The sequence below is a fragment of the Bradyrhizobium sp. USDA 4504 genome, from assembly GCF_054063995.1.
The window spans coordinates 137,876-156,454 of the sequence record NZ_JBSSGV010000001.1; the positions used below are offsets into that span (position 1 = coordinate 137,876).

The window sequence follows — 18,579 nt, forward strand, 5'->3', positions numbered from 1 at the left end:
TCCCGGACCAGCAGGGAGGCCATTCCATGAACCACCGCACCATGCTGATGTGGGTGAAAGCGGCCAAAGAAACGGCTTGATCTCCAGAACACTCCAGCATTTTCGCGGCAAGCTGATGTGATGCTGGGAGATGCGATTAAAAACCTCCAAATCGATGGATCGTCGTAGCTCAGAACAGTTTGGAGCCGGCCAGAGAACTCATGTCGCTCGCAAGGTCGCCGCCGAACAGCATCCGATGACGAAGCTTATGTAGGTGGGTTTTGGAAATGTGTGGCGACAGCGCCTAGTGAGCCGTTAGGACAGGTTGCCGCCGGACAGCATAGCCGGAAGATCCGACACCAAATGGAAAGGAGTTTGTCTCACTCGCCGCAGTTGTGCTAATATGGTGTTTTTCGCTGGGGGAACATTTCTTTGGCTCGCCAAGCTCAGAAGCAGTCGAAGTTGGTCGCGCGATCGGCTCGGCAGTGTTGGAACGAGTTTGTACGTATTGGAGGCCTTGAAGTTGAGCATTACGACGGCGCGGTCGTGGCCGCGTTAGCGAGCCGCCTTAAGCTGGACCCCACCCTGGATATTGGCCCGCAACTCGAGCATCAAAACATAACAGCCGAAGATTTCATCGACGCGTTCTTTTCGGCGACGGCGACTTTTACTGACATGCTAAGCGACTTGCTGGCCTTCTTCGAGCAGGCCAATGCCTCCTACTCATCGAGCGGAGGACTGAGTGTTGCATTTAACTTCGGCAGCAAAGTCCGGGATCTCAAGTTCAGCATCGATCAATTTCGAGAATGGGAATGGCGCTGGGAAGAAGGTAAACGGCAGGAAGTCGAAGGAGTCCCGGCTTGGAATCACGACTTCTTGCGCGGCATCGCGGACGCTCTACCGCCGCCAAAGCTCGATCCTAAGCCGCTGACCGAAACTGTCGAAAGGTGGCTGGAGGAGTATACTGAAGGACGCTGGCCGGCGGCGTTGCCCGACCAACCCATGCTGGGGAGTGGTCAATCGGGGCACACATTGCGTCTTCTTTGGAGCCTTTGGTCCCAAATAGTACATGCCAGCCGGGATGTCGGTGATCTAAGGAGCGCGCTTAGCGCTTTCAAATGGACGCCTACAGGATCGATTGGATCTGCCGGATTTGATCGTTGGCTCCTAAAGCTGTTGGATTCCAACGCGTGGTCGGCACGGATACTTCGCGGCATATGCAACGCAACAAGCGATCCCGTAGGACGGGAGGAGTTCGTTCGGTCGGTCAAATCGGTCTTTGAAACCGTGCCAAAGATAAAGAGACCCATCGTGGACCGCGTCGCCGTACTGGAAGAATTGCTGTCCTTGCCAGCCTGGAAACGACGCTCCGAATTGTACTCGGCCTGGGTCGGCAGCCGAGTAGTCCAATCACTGGGGCCCCATGTAGAGATACATGCGATAGATGGTTGGATACGCTATTCCTTCAGCGGCACCCACTTGGCAACGGCGAGACGGGCTGACGGGGATCTTCTCTATGTTTGGGCGGAGCTACGTTCCCCTCTAGAAAATCCAAAAGGCAAGGGCCGCACACGCGCCATCCAGCCAGACTACTCCATTCAAAAGGCACCGATCACTTATCCCGAAAGTTCAGTGCTGGTAGTCGAGTGCAAACAGTACCTGAAGGCCAGCTCCGCTAATTTTGCTGCCGCCCTGGAAGATTACACTCGAGGTCGCCCACGTGCAAAAGTCATCTTGGTGAACCACGGCCCAGCCAGTGCTTCTATTCGCGAGCGGCTGAGTCCAAACCTAACGGACCGAACGGAAATTCTTGGTGACTTAAATCCTTCTAGTGGCGCTTCCCTACAATCTCTCCACGAAATTGTTCGTTCGTTGCTAGGAAATTCCGAGTGCCGAGTTTCGGCAGCGGACGCTGCGCATCCTAACGACGTCATGGCCAACGCATTAATGGATCGAACCGAAGCGCTGTCGCGGCGGGTTGACAGCGTCGAACCCACTCCTTCAACCTGGGGCAGAATTATCCTGCGCTGGAGCACGCAGCCGCACGATCTCGATCTGCACGTTTGGTTGACTCGCGAGAATGGCGAGGTGACCAAGATCAGCTACGAGAATTCCGGCACACTTGCCTCGCCGCCTTGGGCAACTCTCTACCAGGATTGCAGGGACGGCAGCGGCCCTGAAATCGTTGCTATAGGCCAATCATTTGCGGTTCGTTGTGCTGTCTTCAATTATTCCGGGGAGAAACCGCTTGCTGAGAGTGGCGCCGTCTTAGAAATAGCGCTCGGTACGATCAGGATGAGTTTGCGTTGCCCGAGCGAGGGCAGGGGAAGGTGGTGGATCGCATTCGAGTATCGGAAGGACTCTAACGACGTCGTGGTTTATGACAAGATTGGCGAAAGTCCTGACTTTTAGCTGGAGGTATTGGTGATGTTGCCATCGGCCGAGTTTTGCGAAATTTTGCGACAGGTTTCTGCGGCTCGACTTGGTCCACTTAGCGACGCCATTGATCGATTGTTTGCCGGCCCCACGACTGACGTCACAGCACATACCCGACCTACATGGGTGTCGGTGTCCGAAGAAGATCTTCCCGCTTTTGAATTCGAATCCGAGTTCAAGAGCTACACGGAATCGAATCATATTTTTGCGGATTTCTTGGGCGGCGTAACGTTGCCGTGCCCGTTCGTAGTTCATTTGTCTCGGGCGAACACACCCGGGGTCCGCGTTACTTTTGTGCCCGAGAGTGCCATTCCGGTAATCGCTCTTGGAAAACCATACTCTCTAGCCGATATCGCCGGCGCTGTCAGCTACGTGCTCGAACGGCAGAATGTTTTCGTAGTTTCACCCTGGTTTCGAAGTAAACTAAAGGAACATGGTATTGATCCGAACGATCCGTCGTTCAAAAATATCGTCACGCTCCCGGTTGACTTTGCGCGATGGCTCCAGCAAAGCCGATCGCAACTCACGAATAGATCGATCCTGGTCAAAGAGGATAAAGAGGACAGAGTTTACCCGGAAGTTGTCGCTGATGAACTTCAGATGGCGCCAGAGTCTCGCGCCATTTTAGCTTGGCACTGGCAAGATGAAGTACACTGCATATCCGGTACCGCTTTTAAGCGTGGGTGTGTACGAGTTTCGGAGATTTCTACGTTTTTGCAGGCGAGATCCGTTCGTGACGTTGTAGTCGATGTGTCGGCGCATGAAGAAGAGTTTTGGAGTAAATTGCTACCAAACGCGTTTGAAAAAGTGCACGCCGTGCTAGTGATTGCCCACCCGGAAGCTGTTGGTTGGTTATCTCGATCGAGAGCTTTTTCGACTTTCAATTGCTTGCGACGGCCAGCATCGTCGTAGCCGCTCGGTGTAACGCTGTGGACTAGGTCGACGCGACTCGTTGGAAGCTCGTCGCCGTGCCGCTGCTGGCGTTACCAGCGCTAATACTTGGGGTCGCCATCAACATCAACAATTTAAGATTGATCCGATGGCGTCGCATATTGCTCTTGATTAATGGCTATGTCTTGCGTGCGTCGTTTTATCAGTTTCTTCAAAAGGTTTACGATCATGCCGTTTCAGAGGTTTCGAGCTCGCAGGAATGGATTGCTCAGAGCAAAACTCGTACTTGTTCAAACGCAATTCGATTTGACGGAGCAGATCCCGAACGAGGCGGATGTAGCAAAGCGAGCAGTCCTCGCGAAGCATCTCGCGGACATTCATGATGGTATTGAAGCGATACAGATGGCGGGCGGCAAATCGCTGTCTCGTCGGGCTCTTTGGCTTTCTTCGTTGTCGACCCTGCTGGCCATCGTTGCGTTATTTTTCAATACAAGCGCATGGTATTCTCAAGAGGATGCAAAGCGCGCCGACGCCTCGATCACTTGGTGTGCAAAATTGTTTGATCCAAATTACGTAGGCTATCAATCGATTGTTCGGGAGTTAAAGGAGCCGAACTCGGCGTCTCGCCTGCCGTCCGGCTTGACGCTCGCAAAGCTTAATTCGTCAGGCCCCAGCGGCGGCGTTGATGAAACCACGATCACCGCGCTTGTTGTCAACATCGATAAAGTAATACCGGCTCCGAAGGATCCGAAACCGGATCTGTACGCCAGCCTCATCGGCCTTCTCAATCTGATTGAAGTGGGATCGGCGATGGTTCTTCAGGGCGATATGGAAGGCCATCGGCTAGTGAACTGCTTTAGAGATTTTGCTGACGCTTATCACGATAGGTTCGACTACAGTTACGTCGGGCTGAAATACGCAACGTTGAACCGGGAGCCAGGCAAGAAGTTGGGCGAGTCCTTGGAGATCTTTCCAAATTTGGCTTGCGTTTTCTACAAGAAGAATTGCGACAAGGCGGCGGACAAACTTTCCAACAAGAAGATCGTCTGTCGCCCTTCGTCATCTGAGTCAGAAGACTTTTGCGAAGATGCCCATTGGTACGATCGGATAAGGCGGGTTGGAAATCTACTTCGCGGATGAGCGGTCCGCGCAGCCGGACTTTAGTTTGCGCAGCTGCCGGTGGCAAGCCGCCGTTTACGGTCTGGTCGATGGCGGGGAACGTGCCGGTCGGCACCTCCGCTGCCCACATGTGTTCGTTCCGACTTTCGCGGAGCTGCCGGTCGGCCTTTTGCGACAGGGAGTCGACCTTGGTGCAGACTTCTGCAGACTCTGTGATGAGGTTGTTGGTCATCGCGCGCCCCTTGCCGAGCTTTTTATTCAGGGCCCTGCGATCGCTCCGGAGAGGGCATCGGGTGGTGCTTCGGTGCCGCAGCGCCTCCGTCCGAGCCTCCCGGATATCCGCCTCGCCGCGACGTCGGTCTTCATCGCGACCGACGACCGCCGTCAGCGGCGAGACGCCGGATCCTGCCTGGCGATATCGAAGGCGCGTTCGCGCGCGTGGAGATCGGCGCGATCCTGGACAACCACACACACACACACGCCCACCATTGAAAGCCGACGGCACTGAGCTGATACGGCATGATCCGTTTGATGTAGCCGCAACTCGCGATGCCGATGACGAAAACGATGTCATCGTCGCGGGGATGATGAGCGAGTTTGACGCGGAAGTTAACAAGCTACGCGGTTGCACGTTGAAGGACTTTATTAAGATCGAGCTGATTTCCGCAATCAACTGCTTTACGCCACTGACGGCGCGGATTATGGGCCGTATGGAGGATACGCTCGGCGAATTGGTCGAGAGTTTCAAGGTGACGCTCAGAGCCTTCTCTGGTACTCGCGATCGTTCGTGGTGCAAAGTCCCCGCGCATCAAGCACGGGCTCGCCAGTCAGTTTGTCACGCTTTACCGACAAGTGCTGATCAAGGGGTGTCTTGAAGAGAGATAACACGCCCGCTGATCCAGAAGATTTGTCGGGGACCGGCTCAAACTCGGACGACATCACCGAGATTATGGCTCGGGCCGATGTCGACTACTTCTGGGTCAAGGGCGGCGAGCGTCTACCCGAATTCGAACCCATAATTGCCGCTGGCGTGCGGAAACGCGTGCGACTATTCAGGCCAGTCTGAATGCTGCGGGGTATCTCATCCAAAAGCCAGAGAAGAGGTAGCTGTTTGATCGTACGGGGAACTTAGCTTTTCGTTGGAAGTCGATATCTCGGGATCATTTCGATCGTTTTTTTTCAAAGTCTTCGGCCATTTCGAGCCATATTTTTCCGAAACTGATCCGCCGCCATGGCCTTGAATGAAATCAGCCAGCTGCGCATGCATGCCGACGTCGCGCGACTGCGACTTCCAGCGGTGGCGCTAGCCATGGTTGGGCCAAACGTTGTGATCGACTGGGAGCGTCCTGACCCATTCCGCCAACCGCTCACCCACCTTCTGGTGGTGGGGGTTCGCTCCCTTCCCGCCGCGTGATCGCGCCGGGTCGTAGAACAGCGGCTTTCCAGCAGCAATCAAATCGGAGCATACGAAAGGCGCGCCTTGGGTTCGTTAACGGCGATCTTGTATTTCCGGGTCAGTCTGTAGGCAAACCGATATCGGTGATGGCCTTCGAAATGGTTCTTCGTCGAATGTTCGATGGTCTCGCCTGACTTCAGCCGCGTTAACGCAGCAAGAACGCGAGGTCGTCCTTTCGCCGTGGGCAATCGCGGCAGGCCGCTAGGTGCCCGCACCTACAGCGTTTGGCTGTTGGTATCAAGCCGCAGCCTCTTTCGAGCCGCATTACTCTTTTGGTGGCGTCCGCGTCGACAAGATGCGGACGTTTGGTCTTCCGCCGTCGTGTAACCCAGTTGCTATTTGATGCTCTATTCGTTCAAGCGCCGCGGTACTGCGAGTGGCGTTTTCAGCTATCGTATCCAGCACATCTGAGTTAGCGCGGCTGCTCACCGCCGCGTCGTGGCGAGGCATCGTCTTACGTGCGTCATTGCAAGCGCCATTGCTCGTAGAGCAAACCTCTTGGGCGCGCTCTGAACATGTCGAATGGACATATTTTGATCGAGGTTCGTGGCTTTGAGAAGCCCCGTAAAATAGGCTTAACTTCCAGAAGCTTTTGGTGTCGCTCCCTCCTTGCCATGGCCGACCGCCAGAGGCATGCGGCGAGGCGTAGGCTGGCCTTAATATCAATTCGCATCGGCCAGGCGTCGCACGCTGCTCTCGATTTGGTGGTAAGCGCTCGCCGAAGCAGAGGCGAACGATCCCGTCTCCTCAAACTTTCTGGATTGGCGAACCCCATCGGTGTTCGACGGGAACACTGGCGATGGCGGGCGATGATGCCCTCAACTTTGGCAACGAGTTCGTCGTTGCTAAATACTTTTCAACCCCGCTGACATTTGCCCCTCTAGCGCGGCCGTCGTCGAGCTGCAGATTGATCTATGATTCCTCATCATGACAGCGTAGATCGGATAGCGAAGAGAACCGCCGATCCCACAGGACCGGCGGCCAAGTCAAGGGAGGAAACGCCCGCTAGGGCAGCGGTACCGACAGTACCGCCTAGGCACGCCAATCTCTTGACGGATCTCGAATAAATGTTTTCGCCAAGAAGCCAGAAGATGATTCCGACTTACCGAATGAAGGTGCTGCGAAGAGCCGGCGCGGCTCCAAGTAATTCAATTGAGGCGGCACCAAAAGAGAAAATTGTGTACGTATCGTACGAGCTGAGCTGTATCCGCATTCTCGTTACATCTTGTCAACGTCTGGGGAGCGTCTTCACGAGGACCGCAGCTCGCCATTCGACGAAGTCTCCGTTTTCACGTTTCGAAATTGGCCGCCAACTGCAAGAAATTCATAAGCAACAGGTGCCCCTGTTGAGTAAGTACTGACTCCGGGTGGAATTGCACGCCATAGGTTGGGTGATGCCGATGTGACAAAGCCATAATCTCACCTTCATCTGAGCGGGCTGTCACCATGAGATCCGGTGCCTCTGATAGATCGAGTTCGACCGCTAGAGAATGGTACCGTCCAACACGAAGTGGAGACGGGAGTTCCTTGAACAACCCATCACCGCCGTGCGTTATGGGTGAGGCTTGGCCGTGCATGGGACGATGTGCACGTACGACGCGTCCCCCGAAAACGCTCCCAATGCACTGGTGGCCGAGACAGATGCCAAGAATTGGGACACGATCCGAAAGTGCGCGGACAACCGCGGTGGATATACCGGCCTCCATGGGAGTGCAGGGACCGGGAGATATGACGATTGCGCTCGGCTGGAGCGCAGCGAGTTCAGTGACGCTGATCGCATCACTTCGGATGACTTGCGTCTGTGCACCAAGCTTGCGGAAATAGCGGCCAATGTTGAACACGAAGGAATCGTAATTGTCGATGATGATGATCAAAATGCACCATATGGATCGGCATCAAAGGCCTCGAACAGTCGTTGTGCCTTGGCAAGGGTCTCCTCATATTCGGCTTCCGGATTCGACATCGCCGTTATTCCGCCGCCTGCATGAAACACAGCTAGGTTACCCTCGATCACCACGGTGCGGATCGCAATGTTCGTGTCCATGTGTCCATTGAATCCGATGAAGCCGATCGCCCCGCAATACACCTCTCGCGCCACTTTCTCGATGTCCGCAATGATCTCCATTGCTCGCACCTTTGGAGCGCCAGTGACGGAGCCGCCGGGAAAGCAGGCGCGAAGTAGACTGACAGCGTCTTGGTCTGCAGCAAGCGCGCCTCTGACCGCCGATACAAGATGGTGCACTGAGGCATAGGTTTCGAGGTTGCACAGTGCTGAAACCTCGACCGAATCGTCTGTGCAAACGCGTGAGAGATCGTTGCGCAGCAGGTCGACGATCATAATGTTCTCGGCGCGATCCTTCTCGGACGCGAGAAGGAGCTCGGCACGGTGCAGATCTTCCTCGGAATCAGCGGAGCGCGCGATTGTGCCTTTGATCGGTCGTGTTTCGACCTGCCGTCCGTCAAGTCTCAGAAATCGCTCAGGAGAGCTCGACGCGATCGTCAGCGTATCATAGTGCAGGAGAGCTGCAAACGGGGCCGGGTTCAAAGACCGAAGCTGGCAATAAAAGGTGAGCGGATCGAATAAGGGCGACACTTTGGCACTGAAGCGTTGCGCGATGTTTGCCTGGAATATATCTCCGGCCAGGATCAAATCGACGACGCGCTGAACGGCCGCTATGAAGTCTTCACGGCTAAAATTCGACTGCCATCGCCCTGCGGTGCTGGGTATTATGATCCGCGGCGGCTTTGGCCTGGCAAGCAGTGCCGCAAACTCGTCGGCGCGACGACGCGCGTGCTCGGCTCGTCGAGTGGGGTCCTGCTCCGGCCAGCCGGTCGAGACGATCCAGCACCTCTGGTCCCGGTGATCGAAGCTGACCACCACGTCGTAAAAGTGCAATATTGATTGCGGCAACCGCAGACCCGCAACTGACGGTGCCGGCAGCCGCTCCAGTGTTCGATTTAGATCGTAGGCAAGGAAGCCGGCTGCGCCGCCCTGAAATGGGGGGAGATCGGGGCGATACGCTTCTTTGTATCTGGCAAGAAGGTCGCGGAGAACCTCCCATGGATCCCCTATAATTGTCTCTCCGTTCCAACTTGCCTGTCCATCCGCGACTAAGTAGGTGCTGAACGGCTCGCAGGCCAGATATGAGTATTGGCCAAGCAGTTCGTGCCTTGCGGCGCTGTCGAGAAAGGTAAGCTGGGGCCGCTGCGCAAGACATCGCAGCGCCTTGACGGGCTCAATCCACTGCAACTCGCGGACGTGCATGGCTATCTGCTACGACAACCGGCAGGTTGCGAGGCCTGCGCTGCATGATGCGCTCCGAAGGAGAGTTATTTCCGTGCCGCACGTACGAGACATGCGGCTGATCATCAAGCTATTCACGGCGGGCCGGTCCACTACGCCGAGCGACTTGCGTTAGCCCTGCCGTTCCAGCGAAATGCACGTCTTTCGACAGCTCATAGTCAGCAGCAAAGCGCAACTCCCGGAGCGGGCGTACGCATCGGATCGCTTCTCGATACAAATCGTGCGTCTTGTACGCAGCGAGATCCGTCTCGCTGTCGAATTCACCATACACGACGACATCAATATCATTGCCGAGCTGGTCGCTCTTGCGGTTGCGGGCAATCTCGAGCCGGCGTGCATATGGGATTGAGGTGAGAACCGATAGACCTTCGACGACTTGGTCGATATCGGCCTTTTCCTTGGCTGTGAAGAAGACGATGTGACGGATCATGATGGCCGTAAACGCGACGCCGCAACTTGACCACTTGTTATATCGGGATCTAGCTCAAGGCAATGCCGAACGCATCGACAGCCGGAGCGGTCTTTGACGCTGTACGATGCCGCGACTACGCAGCAGACCTTCCTGATATATGTCAGCGGGATCTGACAATTGCCGTGCCAAATGCTCTGGATATGGCTTATGTAGGTGAGGCGAGATCGTCGGGCGCTCTAAGCGCTTGTAAAGGCGCTACTGGCCCTCAAATATCGAACATTGCCGGGGACCGGTGCCGTTCAGAAAGAGGCCACCGGAGCATACGAAGCCGCCAGCGAGGCGTCGACGTCTTGTTTGGCAGGGATCATCCAGATCGCTTATACGACATCGGCCGAGCCTGCTCGCGCTTCGGCGGAAGCTCGCGCAACGTCGAAAACGCAAAAATCACCCTCGCGGCAGCTAATATGGCTCGATCGCTGTTTCCTGGCCGGAACGAATCCGCTCATTCGATCGACCACACCACGTGAAGTCAGTCATCAATCGTACAGCTTCGCTCGAATCGTACCGTTCTGCGTCTATTGGGATACATTCTACGGCACGTGAATGCCTCCGTCCGATCTGGACAGTATTTGCGCGCCGATAACAATCTTAACCTGCCACAAGGCATCAAACGCAACTCTGGGAGGACGCAATGGCGCGCGTCACAGCCGTCTATGGTTCAAGGTAACAGTCGGTATCCAGAATCCATTCAGAGCGGGTGCAGCGGACACCTATCGCGACGGGTATCTTACGTGCTGCCGTTAGCCTCGAGGGAGCGATGCACGCAGCAGGATCGCTGAGCAGCCTTTGCTCTAACCGGGAGCGAGGGCACCATGCGTTCAACGTCTTACGAAGAGTAGGCGGTCCTGTCGACCGGCGTCCTCTTTGTGAGGTCGCTGCAAATGGAGAATGAGGTGCGTACGACGTCGGACAAGAGGTCAAGCTCGGCGAGCCGGCAGCGGATAGTGGTCGCGGGTACAGGGGTCGGCGTTGGAAAGACGGTGTTCTGCGCAGGGCTTGTCAATCTTCTGGGCGCGAAGTTTTGGAAGCCGATTCAAGCCGGCCTCGAAGGAGAAACGGACACACAGCGTGTCGCTCGGTTTGCAAGTCTTTCGCCAGATCGCATCGTGCCTGAGGCGTACCGACTGGAGACGGCCGCTTGGCCGCACTGTTCCGCGGAAGTTGACGAGGTCTACGTCAAAGCGGAATCGCTGGAGCTGCCGGACACTGAAGGACAGCCCCTTGTGATCGAGGGGACCGGAGGACTAATGGAGCCGCTCAATTGCGGTTTGCTTTACATTGATCTTTTGGAGAGATGGCGGCTTCCTGTAGTACTGTGCACTAGCACAACTTTGGGCACAATTAATTGTTCGCTGCTCTCTATAGAAGCGCTCCGCAGACGCCAGATCGACATCCTTGGAATCGCTTTCGTTGGCGAAAAGAATTCGGATGCGGTGAGAGCCATTTGCGAGATTGGACGGGTGCGGTGGTTAGGGCGGCTGCCCTGGATCGCGCCTCTGGCGGCGGATACGCTGCAAGCTGCGTTCAAAGCATCCTTCTGGCGGGATGATTTCAAGTCATGACACACAGGGCGCATCGTGTAAGGCGCCTTCTCGCAGGCTGCTGAGGCTTGGCCCCAGCAGGCATGAGAAGGTCCGGTTGCCTCTGCATAATCGTCGAGAGTAGCGGCAAGCCGAGATCATTGCATTCTTCGCAAACCCAGCAACTTGAGCTTGTTGAGGTTGGCCTTCCTCGGTAGTCACACCGGTTCGTAGTTGCTGCCCTGGCAACGGCATCGTTTCAGGTCGTATTCGGCTTCGTAACGGTGATCCTCGTTGTGCATTCTAGCGGGCATTGGACTGAAGCGCTGTACGTCGGCGGATCAAGATTGCAAGGGCAAATGTCCGCGGCCGCCTTTTGGGAAGATGTAGCTGCGCAGATGTTCTGGGAAAGCTAGATAGATCGTCAAGTCGCAGACTGCCGGGCTTCAGAGTGGAGAAAGCGGGCGCATCTGCTGTGATTTCCCGAAGACGGTCAGCTTCTCGAAAGCAAAGGTTGCGACCATGCGAACGCGATCTCTCGATCACAATGCTGTCAGTGAACGGACTGGTTATGAACCGAGCGAATAAACTGGCGGATGCAGCCTATATTCTCATAGGAGGAGGACTATATGGATATGAATCCGATCAACGGTGCCGGAGCGCATGGGTCCTCAGACCTCGAGGAATTGAATGAAGCGGATCAGGATATGCTCAGGCAATTCTTCAGCGAAGCCGGCTCATCATCGTCTGCAGCCCCAGAGGAGACGGTCTATGATGTCTCGCACGCTGCTCCGCGGGAATTCCGGCACCGCACCGAAGCACGACCTATGCCAGAGCGAATGGCTGATCGATTGAGCCATTTGGGTCTTGTTCCGGATGCAGACCAGCCGACCATGACCTACGATATTCGGGGACACCGGTACACAGCTGCCTTGGACCCGTCTGGCCATGTTCGCCTCATTCACAACCCGCCGGAGGCCCAAGTGCTTGGAGCCGGCCGAGCGGGAGCGCCAGATTTCGGAGCGTTCTTCATTGAGGCTCGGGACCATGGTGCTGTTGTCCCGGAGCAATGGGCCCCATTGGCCTTAATTGAAAAGCTGCGCGACGAAGGACTCATGCCTAGCCCAAACCACCCGACAACCATTTCTCTCAATGGCAAGCTCTACAATGCCGAGTTGGCGGAAGGAGGGTTCGTTAGGCTTACGCGGCGGCAAGTGTGAAACTGTTGGGCGATAGCTGAGCAAAGTCGGTGAGCTAGGGCGCGTCTGCTTGAACTACGTGGACAGTTCACCGCTTGTCGGTGAATTGTCCGCGTTTCAGAGGGGCTCGCAACCTTCCGGCCGCTGGCACATTCGAAGCATCAAAACTGCCTGACTTGAGGACACGACTGCAGAGCCTCCATGGCGGTCTGGCGGATGTCCTGGACCCAGCAGCGCCGCATAGCGATGCTGCGCTCGCGATCTGACATTCGCAACCGTGTTGAGCCGACCGCGGCCCCGGGCCACGGCTACGGCACAGGCCCGATATTCATTCTCAAAATTCATCTTTGAACGAGGTGATGTTCTCGAGCCTTCGTCCGGTCCGGCGCCGCAAGCGCACATCTAGTGTCCCGAGTCACAAGTTCGCAATCATAGATTCGCAGTAGATTCGCGTCGCTGTGCCAAGGATGGAGGCAAACAGCGGCGGAGTCTCCAATGGCGGTCCAGCAACTTGCCCCCCTGATATTGAGTGATGATGAGCGGGCTGAACTGACGTCGCTGACGATGCGGCGGAAGACGGCTCAGGCGCTGGCTCTGAGAGCCCGGATCGTGCTGACCTGTGCGGAAGGTGGTCAGAACACGGAAGTGGCGGTCAAGCTCGGGCTGGACCGGCAGACCGTAGGCAAGTGGCGGCGGCGCTTTATGGCACAGCGTGTGGCCGGGCTGCACGACGAGCCGCGTTCCGGCGCGCCGCGCACGATTGACGATGCCCGCATCGAAGCCGTGATCGTGAGGACGTTGGAGAGTTGCCCTGAGAACGCCACTCATTGGAGCTCCCGCGACATGGCCAAGACCAGCGGCCTATCGGTATCGACGGTCCAACGCATCTGGCGGGCCTTCGGGCTCCAGCCGCACCGGATGGAGACGTTCAAGCTCTCGACCGATCCGAACTTCGTGGCCAAAGTGCGCGATGTCGTGGGCCTCTACGTCTCACCACCCGAGCACGCCATCGTTCTGTGTGTGGATGAGAAGTCCCAAATCCAGGCGCTGGACCGCAGCCAGCCGTTGCTGCCGATGCGTCCCGGCCAGGCGGCCCGAAGGAGCCATGACTACAAAAGGCATGGCACCACATCGTTGTTCGCCGCCCTCGATATTGCGACGGGACGGGTCATCGGCAAATGCTACGGGCGCCACCGCACCGCCGAGTTCCGCAAGTTCCTTGACGAGATCGAGGCTGCCGTACCGCGCGAACTCGACGTCCATCTCGTCATGGACAATTACGTCACGCACAAGACCCCAATGATCCGGAGATGGCTCGCCAAAAGGCCGCGTTGGCACGTGCACCTGACCCCGACCAGTTCGTCATGGCTCAACCAAGTCGAGCGCTTCTTCGCGCTCCTCACCGATAAGAAGATCAGGCGCGGCGTCTATCGCAGCGTAGCCGCCCTCAGGGCGGACATCGCCTCGTTCATCGAACGACACAACGCCGATCCAAAACCGTTCCGATGGACCAAATCCGCCGATGATATCCTTGCTTCCATCGAGCGCTTCTGCCGTTACAATGCCCCGGCAAAACAAGCCCCGATGTTGCGAACTTCTGGTTCAGGACACTAGCGGTCATTCGACTCATGGCGAACCGCCGCTCGACGGGTGGCCGCGGCAAGCGCGCCGTACGGAGCTTTAGCTCCGGGAACTTGACATCAAAGACATCAACGATACCGACGAGGCGCCGCTGCGAGTAGATCTGGCCTTCATCAAGGCCACTGTCAAACGCGGTCCGGAACTGGCCTCTTTGCCTCACGAACTATCCCCACCCGCGGTTCATGATGTCGCTTGAAACTTCGTCGGCGGCCGACGGGAAGGTCGGAGGCGAGCCGCCGAAGGGCCGTCAGCGACCGGCGGCTGATGAGGCAGCTGTTTCGCTCGGCTCGGAGCCGCTAGCTGTCGCCGCGGATAGTCAGCACGTGACTTTGGTGCAAGAGCCGGTCGAAGATCGCAGGTGGCGACCACCGGATCGGCGAACACCGTGCTCCATTCGGTAACGCTCGGTTCGGCGTGATTAGCATAGCGGCGGTTGATCAACTAAAGGTGCTGCGCCGCGGCGGAGCTGTTCTGTCTATTTGATTCCAGCTTTCGCCTTGGCCTGGCTGGTGGCGAACGCCGGAACTGCCGTGGCCCAGCCGGACGGCTGCCCAGCATACTGCTATAGTGGTTGTGCTTTGTAAGATGCTGCCTGTCGGGCAACTTGCCTCTAGCGCAGCCGAGCGGCTCCCCGTCGAGTGCCTCCCCGCGGAGCGCCGACGACGCCACCACTTATTCCCTTCTTTCGATGGGGCCGGCGCGCTGGAAATGACTTCAATAGGGCGGCACACGGAGCGACATGGACCAGGGGAGGCCGGCGTTGTCGAACATCATCAAGGAATTGCGGAACAGTACCGCACGCAGGAGCGCCGGCAGACGCGTCTTTCCCTGCATTCGAGATCTCCTGGCCGACCATGCGCAAAATGCGGCGGAGCGCCACGCCATTCTAGCGCCGGAACGCCTCCCGATGACGTATGGCGCGCTGTGGACGCAGGCAATGGCCGTGGTTTTCGGCTTGCGAAACGTCGGCGTGCGCCGAACTGACAGGGTCGCGGTGGTTTTGGCGGACGGACCAGAGGCTGCAGTAGCGGCGATCACGGTCGCAGCTGGCGCAGTTTGCGTACCTCTCAATCCCGGCTTCACCTGTGATGAATACCAGCGGTATTTCGACGAATTGCACCCGGCGGCACTCATGACGCACGCTGACTTGAATTCGGCCTGCCGACGCGCCGCCCGCATCCGGGGCCTGCCCGTGATTGATGTGTCGATGCGGCCCAACGAGGCGGCCGGCGCATTCAGTGTTGCCGATCGGGCGCCGCAAGGGCTGCCTGACGATGAGTTTGCGTCCGGCGCTGACGACGCATTCATCCTGATGACTTCCGGCAGTACGTCGCGGCCTAAAACGGTTCCTCTGACCCATGCGAGCGTCTGCCAGTCGGCCGGCAATGTTGGCGCCGCCCTGGAGCTTGAGGCTCGTGACCGCTTGCTGAGCGTGCTGCCCCTCTTTCATGGGCATGGCTTGATCTCGGGACTTCTGGCCGCGCTTGCAGCGGGCTCCAGTGCAGTCTGTCCTGCTGGCTTCGATGCAAGAGCGTTCTTCGGCTGGCTGACGGAGTTTCAACCGACCTGGTACACGGCGGTACCGGCCATCCATCGCGCTATATTGGAGGCCGCGGATTGTCACAAGCAGGGTGCACTGCGATCCTCCTTGCGGCTCGTTCGTTCGGCTTCGACCTCTTTGTCGTCGGAGGTGCTCGAGCGACTGGAAGGGTTGTTTGGTGTTCCCGTTATCGACACCTATGGCATGACGGAAGCCGCCACCCAAATCGCCGCAAATCCCTTGCAGCGGCGCAAGCGCGGTTCAGTCGGCCGGCCAGCCGGCCCCGAGATCGCGATACTGGACAGTGCAGGTCGCCGCTTGCCGTTCGGCAAACGTGGCGAGATCGCGCTGCGAGGCCCCACCATAACGAGAGGATACGACAATGATGCCGCCGCTACCGCGTCCGCCTTTCAGGGCAGCTGGTTCCGGACCGGCGACCTCGGATACCTCGACGCCGATCGGTATCTGTTCATCGTCGGTCGCATCAAGGAGATCATCCATAAGGGCGGCCAGAAGGTTGCCCCTGCCGAGGTAGAGGGCGCCTTGCTGAGCCACCCGGATGTGATCGAAGCCGCTGTTTTCGCTGTTCCCCATGAGCGACTAGGCGCGGACGTCGCCGCCGCTATCGTGCTGCGCCAGGACGCAAATGTGAGCCCGCACAGTCTGCGGGATTTTGCCCGATCGCACCTTGCCGCCTTCAAGGTCCCGGGCCTCATCCTGATTGTGCCACAGATCCCGAAAGGCGCCGGCGGGAAGATCAAGCGCAATGAACTTGCGGCCCACTTTTCAAAGACCTGCTTGTTGCAGGAGGGCGGCGAGGCGGTTGCCCCCCGCTCGGAATTGGAGCGTCAACTGGCCGGCTTTTGGAAGGACATCCTCGGCATCGATCGGATCAGCGCTGACCAGGATGTCTTCGCGCTCGGGGTGGATTCACTTGCCATGACGCAGATGATTTTGCGTGTGGAAGAGCACTTCGGCATCACTTTGTCCATCGAGGATATCTTCAGTTCGCCTACCGTTGCGGCTCTTGCGCTTCGTATCGCATCATCAAAAGATGGCGCCGGCCCGTTAGCGCGCAGGCAGGATCCGCTTACGGAAATCACACGCGCTGATGCAGATGGCCCGCAGCCGGTGTCCATCGTCCAGGAGCGTATGCTGCGCATCGAGCGAAAACTGCCCGGATTACCGCAGTTCAACCTGCCGTTCGCTTATCGATTGCAGGGCCAACTCAGCATTCCTGCGCTTGAGCGGAGCCTTGGTGAGCTCGTGCACCGGCACGACATGCTGCGCACGGCGTTTATCTGGCAAAGTGAGGTTCCTCTCGCTCACGTGGCGCCAGAGGTCGATGTCGGATCGATCCTCGTCGTAAAGGATTATGCAGACTTGGCGCAGACCGCAGACGCACAGGCCAAGAAACTTGTGCTGGCAAGGGTGAAGTTGGAAGCTGAGCAGCGCTCGTTGGAACCGATCGACCTGAACGATGCGCCATTATTCCGGGCCTATGTCTTTCGGCTCGACGCCTGCGACCACGTTTTACTTCTGGTCATGCACGACATCATCATTGATGGCTGGTCGATGGCAATCTTCATGGAAGAGCTTTTGAAGATCTATGCCAGCTCCATTGCCGGCGCAAAGGCGCAGCTGCCCGAGCCATCGTGTCAATTTTCAGACTTCGTTCGCTGGCAGCGTTTGTGGTCCAGCACCGAGGAAGCAAACAGGCAGCTGGCTTACTGGACGCGGCACCTCGACAAGGCCTCACCTCCCTTTGTGACTCCGAAAGGCAGCGTAGCAGGAGAATTGAGCTCGCGCGTTCTCCAAGAACCATTTCAAATTTCGAACAATCTGCTGACGCAGCTGAACGCCATGAGCCGTGATCGGGGCGTAACTCTGTTCATGAGTTTGCTTGCCGGCTTCAAGACCCTGCTGTTGCTCCGGAGCGAACGGAACGACATTTGCGTTGCGACCTTGATGGCCAATCGCTCTCAACTCAGGACAGAACGCCTGATCGGTCCATTCGCGAATACAGCGATCATCCGCACCCAACTTGATGCCGATCTAACCTTTATTGAAGCCCTTGATCGGGTGCGCAAGGCCGTCTTGGACGCTCATGCCAGACAAGAACTTCCGTTCGATATCATTGCCGGCCGATTAGCGGAAGCAACCGGCTTGTGCCCAGCATCACTCGTTCAGGTCTATTTCGTTCTCCAGGTCGCGTTCCGCCGAGCGCTCCAGGCGCCCGATCTGACGGTTCTGCCATTCGGCTATCAGGAAGAACGCTCAGCCATGCCGATCGACCGCGCTTGGCTGTCGATGACCATCAAGGAAACGCCGCTGGGAATGAGCGGCATATGCGGACGCAAAGAAGACTTGTTCGCGCCAAACACCATTCAGAACTGGATTGCCGATTACATCACAATTTTGGCCAATGCGGCCGCGCGCCCCAACAAGCAGCTTGGCCGATTGATTGATCCTTGAAACGATCAGATCAGTCGCACCGAGCCGGTGAAAGAAAAGTGCAACGCTTTGTGCCGATGCCCTACCAGGCGCAAGGCCACCCAAAATTCGTCCGATCCGAGTATCATCCAGCTTGATTATCCACTAGAAATTGTCGACAATTCAGCCGTGTATCGGACAAGGGATTGTCAAATCTAGTTTCTGCCACTTGGAGGCGGCGATGTGTAGATTTGCAGTGGATCTCATTGACTTCGAGAAATTGACCGCGGCGCAGAAGAAAGCACTCTTAAAGGACTTGCAGAAGCGCAGAGATGCTCTGCAAGCGCAGCTGGAGGGTGTCAGTGAATCGCTAAAGGGTGTCAACCAAGCGCTCAAGACCGTCCAGAAAGGATCAAAGCGCCGTTAATGCCCGGGGCCATCAGCGCCCGACAAGACTGCAGTGGTCTGCTTGCTTCATTCATGCAGGGCTCCGTGATCGGGGCGTCGGGCAGCGCCCAAACTTTGGCTTTCCATATACGGAAAACATGGCGGAGCGTCTGAGGAGTGCACGCGAAACACAACTCATTCG

Annotated in this window: 11 protein-coding genes; 8 read left to right on the top strand and 3 right to left on the bottom strand. The window is 57.2% G+C overall.

The features are described from left to right. Positions 1 to 411 precede the first annotated feature (411 nt). The 4 genes from ACVMB1_RS00620 to ACVMB1_RS00635 all read left to right on the top strand — a co-directional run bounded on the left by ACVMB1_RS00620 (position 412) and on the right by ACVMB1_RS00635 (position 5,300). The gene (locus ACVMB1_RS00620) at positions 412 to 2,391 is read left to right on the top strand and encodes a hypothetical protein (RefSeq protein ID WP_456847902.1); all 1,980 of its coding nucleotides are present in this window, start codon (positions 412 to 414) and stop codon (positions 2,389 to 2,391) included. Between the two features lie 15 nt (positions 2,392 to 2,406). Beyond that, positions 2,407 to 3,327 carry a hypothetical protein gene (locus tag ACVMB1_RS00625; RefSeq protein WP_456847904.1) on the top strand — a complete coding sequence of 307 codons (921 nt, stop codon included), beginning with the start codon at positions 2,407 to 2,409 and terminating at the stop codon, positions 3,325 to 3,327. Positions 3,328 to 3,612: 285 nt separating this feature from the next. Then, positions 3,613 to 4,446 carry a hypothetical protein gene (locus tag ACVMB1_RS00630; RefSeq protein WP_456847906.1) on the top strand — a complete coding sequence of 278 codons (834 nt, stop codon included), beginning with the start codon at positions 3,613 to 3,615 and terminating at the stop codon, positions 4,444 to 4,446. Positions 4,447 to 4,913: 467 nt separating this feature from the next. Continuing rightward, positions 4,914 to 5,300: a hypothetical protein gene (locus ACVMB1_RS00635; RefSeq protein WP_456847908.1), complete on the top strand. Its 387-nt coding sequence runs from the start codon at positions 4,914 to 4,916 to the stop codon at positions 5,298 to 5,300. Positions 5,301 to 7,170: 1,870 nt separating this feature from the next. On the opposite strand, the gene ACVMB1_RS00640 is transcribed toward ACVMB1_RS00635, so the two are convergent. The 3 genes from ACVMB1_RS00640 to ACVMB1_RS00650 form a co-directional block, all read right to left on the bottom strand. Continuing rightward, positions 7,171 to 7,755, bottom strand: coding sequence for an anthranilate synthase component II (locus ACVMB1_RS00640; RefSeq protein WP_456847910.1), 585 nt, complete (start codon positions 7,753 to 7,755; stop codon positions 7,171 to 7,173). Next, on the bottom strand, positions 7,752 to 9,146 hold the full coding sequence (gene pabB / locus ACVMB1_RS00645; RefSeq protein ID WP_456847912.1) for an aminodeoxychorismate synthase component I: 1,395 nt from the start codon (positions 9,144 to 9,146) through the stop codon (positions 7,752 to 7,754). Before pabB ends, ACVMB1_RS00640 begins: the two co-directional genes overlap by 4 nt. 109 nt (positions 9,147 to 9,255) lie before the next feature. Continuing rightward, on the bottom strand, positions 9,256 to 9,615 hold the full coding sequence (locus ACVMB1_RS00650; RefSeq protein WP_456835716.1) for a Dabb family protein: 360 nt from the start codon (positions 9,613 to 9,615) through the stop codon (positions 9,256 to 9,258). Positions 9,616 to 10,538: 923 nt separating this feature from the next. Between ACVMB1_RS00650 and ACVMB1_RS00655 the strand changes: the two genes are divergently transcribed. The 4 genes from ACVMB1_RS00655 to ACVMB1_RS00670 all read left to right on the top strand — a co-directional run bounded on the left by ACVMB1_RS00655 (position 10,539) and on the right by ACVMB1_RS00670 (position 18,032). After that, a complete protein-coding gene (locus tag ACVMB1_RS00655) occupies positions 10,539 to 11,219 on the top strand; it encodes a dethiobiotin synthase (protein ID WP_456835715.1) in 681 nt (226 codons plus the stop codon). Between the two features lie 587 nt (positions 11,220 to 11,806). Continuing rightward, complete coding sequence (locus ACVMB1_RS00660; RefSeq protein WP_456847914.1) at positions 11,807 to 12,397, top strand: hypothetical protein; 591 nt, start codon at positions 11,807 to 11,809, stop codon at positions 12,395 to 12,397. Between the two features lie 474 nt (positions 12,398 to 12,871). Further along, positions 12,872 to 13,990, top strand: a complete 1,119-nt coding sequence (locus ACVMB1_RS00665; protein ID WP_141343495.1) for an IS630 family transposase — start codon at positions 12,872 to 12,874, stop codon at positions 13,988 to 13,990. A gap of 787 nt (positions 13,991 to 14,777) precedes the next feature. Beyond that, the gene (locus ACVMB1_RS00670; protein WP_456847916.1) at positions 14,778 to 18,032 is read left to right on the top strand and encodes an AMP-binding protein; all 3,255 of its coding nucleotides are present in this window, start codon (positions 14,778 to 14,780) and stop codon (positions 18,030 to 18,032) included. Positions 18,033 to 18,579 lie beyond the last annotated feature (547 nt).